At 68.0% G+C, this 4,744-nt stretch carries 6 protein-coding genes; all 6 read left to right on the top strand.

The window, feature by feature from the left end:
- A partial coding sequence (locus HZB86_11280) for a quinohemoprotein amine dehydrogenase subunit alpha (protein MBI5906104.1) occupies positions 1-376 on the top strand: 376 nt, incomplete at its 5' end.
- Positions 377-406: 30 nt separating this feature from the next.
- The gene (locus HZB86_11275) at positions 407-1,831 is read left to right on the top strand and encodes an SPASM domain-containing protein (GenBank protein MBI5906103.1); all 1,425 of its coding nucleotides are present in this window, start codon (positions 407-409) and stop codon (positions 1,829-1,831) included.
- Positions 1,828-2,151, top strand: a complete 324-nt coding sequence (qhpC, locus tag HZB86_11270; protein ID MBI5906102.1) for a quinohemoprotein amine dehydrogenase subunit gamma — start codon at positions 1,828-1,830, stop codon at positions 2,149-2,151. Before HZB86_11275 ends, qhpC begins: the two co-directional genes overlap by 4 nt.
- A gap of 50 nt (positions 2,152-2,201) precedes the next feature.
- Positions 2,202-3,281, top strand: coding sequence for a hypothetical protein (locus HZB86_11265; protein ID MBI5906101.1), 1,080 nt, complete (start codon positions 2,202-2,204; stop codon positions 3,279-3,281).
- Positions 3,282-3,297: 16 nt separating this feature from the next.
- Positions 3,298-4,302, top strand: coding sequence for a hypothetical protein (locus HZB86_11260; GenBank protein MBI5906100.1), 1,005 nt, complete (start codon positions 3,298-3,300; stop codon positions 4,300-4,302).
- Positions 4,299-4,744: U32 family peptidase (locus tag HZB86_11255; protein ID MBI5906099.1), on the top strand; the 446-nt coding region annotated here is incomplete at its 3' end. The genes HZB86_11260 and HZB86_11255, both read left to right, overlap by 4 nt.

Below are 4,744 nucleotides of genomic sequence, written 5' to 3'. Positions count from 1 at the left end.
GTCGCGCACCGGGGGGCTGGGGTACGCGGTGAAGCAGCTCGTCCAGTTCGACGCCATGGCGTGCAGCAAGGGCGCGGACGGCGCCGCGGGCACCGGGGACGACATCGAGATCGGCCGCGTCCCGGCGACGTGGGGGGTCGTCGAGCTTGCCGCCACCAACGAGGACCACGATGTGGACTTCGTCGGGAAGATCGACCGGAACGGGCTCTTCACCCCCGGGGACGAAGGTCCGAATCCGAAGCGGTTCATGCAGGAAAACAACCTGGGGGACGTCTGGGTGACGGCCTCCTACGCCGCGCCCGGCGGCGGCACGCTGTCCGCCCGCGGCTACCTGCTCGCCACCATCCCTCTGTATGTCCAGAGGCCGGTGCAGTAAGGACAGGCCCTAAGGGGCAAGGCGAACGCCATGGGGGACATCGCCCGGACGTCCGGCGCGGAAGCGGTTCTCCTCCCGCATCGCTGTTTCACGGCGGGCGGGGAGACGTATCTCTACGCGTCGGAAACCGGCGGGCTCTTCCGGATGGACGACGGGGCGCGGAACGCCGTGTCCGCCCTCGCCTCCTCCGGCGCGGGCCACGTACCGGAGGAGATCCTTTCGGATCTCCGGCGGGCGGGGCTGGTCGGGACCCCGGAGGATCGCGGGCCGTCGGGCCGCGCCGCGCATCCGCCCCTGCGGCTCCGGACGCTCGTGCTGATGCTCACCTACTCCTGCAACCTCGCCTGCCGCTACTGCTACGAAGATCGCGAGGAAGGGTGCGTCCCGGGTTCCACGGCCGCGGCCGGGGGAGGGGCGACGGGGGAGATGTCCCCGGAGTCGCTCCGCGGCGGCGTGGAACTTCTTCTGGATCGCGCCGGGCCGGACCGGAAGGTGTCCGTGACGTTTTTCGGCGGGGAGCCGCTGCTGCGGTTCCCCCTCATTCGAACCGCGGTGGGGGAGGCCCGGAAGATGGCTTCGGAGCGCGGGGTGGAGATCTCCTTCTCCATCACCACGAACGGCACTCTCCTCACCCGGGAGATCGCCGGATTCCTGAAGGGAAACGGGATCTCCGTTTGCCTCAGCATCGACGGGCCCACGGAGATCCACGACCGGAACCGTCCGTACCCGTCGGGAAAAGGGTCCTACGCGGACGTGGCGCGGGGGATCGGACTCCTGATGGAAAACCGGAACGGCTTCCCCGTCGCGGCGCGCGTGACCCTCGGGCACGGGGCCGTGGACGTGCGGAGGACGTTCGCGCATCTGCGCGGGATGGGATTCGACGAGGTCGGCTTCGCGCCGGCGTCCGCCGCGGAAGGAAGTTCCTCCGCGCTCACGGAGGAAGAGCTCGGCGCGGTGCTGGAAGGGTTCCGTGAGCTTGCGGACGGGTACGTGGAAGATGTCCGCGATCGGCGGGTCCCCGCCTTCTCGAACCTGTCGCAGATCCTCGCGCTGATCCACCGCGGGGACCCGATGCCGTACCCTTGCGGGGCGGGGATCGGGATGCTGGCCGTGGACCCGTCGGGGTCCTTCTACCCGTGCCACCGGCTCTGCGGGATCGGGGACTCCTTCGGGACCCCGGGCGCCGGAATCTCGGAAGAAGCCCGCTCCCGGTTCCTGGAAGGGGCGCGAAGGCGCCGCCAGACCGCGTGCGACGCCTGCTGGGCGAAGAACTTCTGCTCGGGGGGGTGCTACCACGACGCGTACCTCCGCCAGGGAAATCTCTTCGCGCCGTCCGTGCACTACTGCCGGTGGATCAAGGAGCTGTTTCTGCTGGGTCTTCAAACCTATGTCCGCATACAAAACGAAACGCCGACGTTTCTGGACGCGATGCTCGGCGAAAGGGGGATCGCATGAAGCACCTGAAAGGGGTCAACCGCAGGGGCAGGAAGATCGAGAAGGCCGACCGGGACGCGCCGGTCGTGGAGGCGCAGGGAGTCATCCCCTTCATGCACACCTGCACGTCCGTGTTCAATCCCGGCTACGAGAACGACTGGACCGGGGCGACGAAGCAGCTCTGCACGCCGATCGAGACGGATCTCTTCGGCACCACCGACATGTACTGCTGGTGGCCGGGGCAGGCGCCGGACACGTACAACAACCCGGACTGGAACGCCGACTGCACGCGGGCGATGAAGGACTGGATGAAGCTCAAGGTCGTGAAGCCGGAATGGTAGGCGGCGGCGCGATCCACGACAAAGGAAAAACCCACGGAGGGAACGAACCGATGAAGAGAACGGTCTCTTTCGCGATGGCGCTGCTCGGGGCGGTCCTGCTGCTCGCCTCGGGCGATTCTCCGGCTTCGGCCAGGGACATCCTCCTGCAGGGGATGATCCACAACCAGTTCAACGTCCTCGACGGCGACAAGGACGAGATCATCGCCACGATCGACACCCAGGGGAAGAAGGTCACCAACTTCACCTGGGACCCCAGGGACCTGGACAAGGTCTTCACCATCACCGACTGGGGCCAGCAGATCGAGCAGATCGACCTGGCGGGGAAGAAGGTGGTCCGCACGTTCCGCATGGGATCGGGGGACGTAAAGGTGAGGGCGCTCGACATCGAGCTCAACCCGGCGAACCCGAACCTGCTGTACGCCCTCTCCCTGCGGCAGCGGTGGCTCTCCGACGAGATCGTCGACATGACGCCGGCGGTCCTGGTGCTGGACGTCACGACCGGGAAGTTCGTGAAGGAGATCGAGATCCCCCGCGGCTGCACGAACATCTTCTTCGGCTACGACGGGAGCGAGTTCTACGTCACCGGGCGCGATGTGTTCGTCTACGACCCCGGGACCGGGAAGCAGGTGAACTTCCTCGGGATCGGCCACCCGACGACGACCGGCGTCGACCCGCAGATCTCCCTGAACATCTGGCGGCTCCACGACCAGTCCGGGATGGCGCTGATCCTGGTCGGCAGCCAGAACAGCAACAACAACCTCATGTACCAGGGGTACTACACGATCGACCTCCGGAAGAAGAGCACGGAAGGATCCATGAAGCTCGTGACCGACATCGGCCCCCTCTACGTCCAGTTCTCGGGAGTCGTCTCCCCCGACCGGAAGTATTACTACACCGTCCTCAACACGGTGGAGAAGCGGGATTTCGCGACGAACCGGCTGCTGAAAACCGCCGCCGACCTGGACAAGAGCTACTACACGATCCAGGTCAGCTCCGACGGGAAGAAGGTGTACCTGGGCGGCGGCGGCGACACCATCCTGATCTACGACACCGAGACGATGAAGCTGCTGAAGCGGATCGACACCCCGGGAGACGCGGTCCTCACGCACTTCCGCGTGCAGAAGCGGTAGCGGGGGCGAGGTCCGCTTGCTCCTGACACGGCACAGGCCGGAGGCGTCTCCGCGGTCCGGCGCGGGCCGCGGCGTGGAGGTGGGACTCCACTTTCCCCTCCTCGCCGCCCCGCCGGCCGCGGTCCTTCGCGGGGAGGCCTCCCTCGGTGAAGCGTTGCAGGGCGACGCGCCGGGGAATGTCCACGCGGCGCTTTCGGATGCGCTCCGGCGGCACCTTCCCGGGGACGCGCCGACGCGGGTGTACGTCGGCAACGAGACGTGCGAACGGCTCCTCCCGTCACCGCGGGCGCTGGACGCCTGGGTCGCGTCGGCGCAGAAAGGGAGGGTCGCGCTGTCCCTGGTCCTGCCGCCGTTGTCGCGGGGCGGCCTCGCGAAGGCCGAAGAGGCGGTCCTCGCGCTGGAAGGCGTGGAAGGATCCGAACTGGTCGCCAACGACTGGGGGACGGTTCACCGCCTGAGGACCCTCCACCCGACGGTCTCCATCGTCCTGGGCCGCCTGACGCACAAGATGCTCCGCGACCCCCGTCTCGCGGACCGTTTCGATTCGCCCCAGGCCCCCATGTCCGCGCGGTCGGCGCTCTGCCGCTCCGGGGAGCTCGCTCCCGGATTCCGGGCGCTGATGGGACGGTACGGGATCGGCCGCCGGGAGATCGATCCGTTCCTCCAGCCGATGGAAGAGGAGGAGTGGGAAGGCCGGGACGAGCGGCTGTCGATCCACCTTCCGTACCAGTTCGTGACGATGGGGCGGAGTTGCCTTCCGGCGGCGATGCACCAGGAGAAGAAGGAGAGGTTCCTCGCGGACGGGCCGTGCCGGACCGAGTGCGCGAAGTACGCCGTCGAGTTCCGTGTCCCGGTCCCCGGGGGGAACGGCGCGGGAAGACACCTGCTCACCCTCGGGAACGCCCTCTACCACGCGGTGCCGCCGCACGTGGCGGAGGGAGTGCTATCCCGCCTTGCGGTCCGGAAACGGGTGGACCGCGTCGTCGTCGCCGTTCCGGCGACGGGGGGGAAACCGGAGTGACGAGGATCACCGTTCCGATCAGCCACCCGGAAGAGGTGGAGGCGCTCGCCGCGGGCGGAGCGGATGAATTCTTCTGCGGGTACGTCCCCCCGGAATGGCTGGAGCGGTACGGCGGGGCGTTCTGGATCAACCGCCGCGGCCCCGTGGCGGGGAACCTCCTCCAGCGCGACGACGTCTCCCTGCTGGCGGAGCGGTCGCACGCGCATCGCATCCCGGTGTTCGTCGCGTTCAACGCCCCGTACTACACTCCGGAGCAGCAGGAGTTCCTCCTCCCGCTCGTCGGCCGGCTCGCGGAGGAGTCCGGGATCGACGGCGTCATCGTCTCCGACGTCGGGTTCCTCGTCGCGCTTCGGCTGGCCTTGCCGGATCTTCCCGCGCACGCAAGCTCCGTGATGGCCGCGCTGAACCCCGGAACGATCGACTTCCTCGCGGAGATCGGCGC

The sequence above is a fragment of the Deltaproteobacteria bacterium genome (genome assembly GCA_016234845.1).
Lineage (GTDB): Bacteria > Desulfobacterota > Deferrimicrobia > Deferrimicrobiales > Deferrimicrobiaceae > JACRNP01.
This window is presented reverse-complemented; position numbering and strand designations above follow the sequence as displayed.

Bases quoted from the DNA above. Each gene is read 5' to 3' on its own strand.
- HZB86_11275 (MBI5906103.1), top strand. From the start codon at position 407: ATGGGGGACATCGCCCGGACGTCCGGCGCGGAAGCGGTTCTCCTCCCG.
- HZB86_11265 (MBI5906101.1), top strand. From the start codon at position 2,202: ATGAAGAGAACGGTCTCTTTCGCGATGGCGCTGCTCGGGGCGGTCCTG.
- qhpC (MBI5906102.1), top strand. From the start codon at position 1,828: ATGAAGCACCTGAAAGGGGTCAACCGCAGGGGCAGGAAGATCGAGAAG.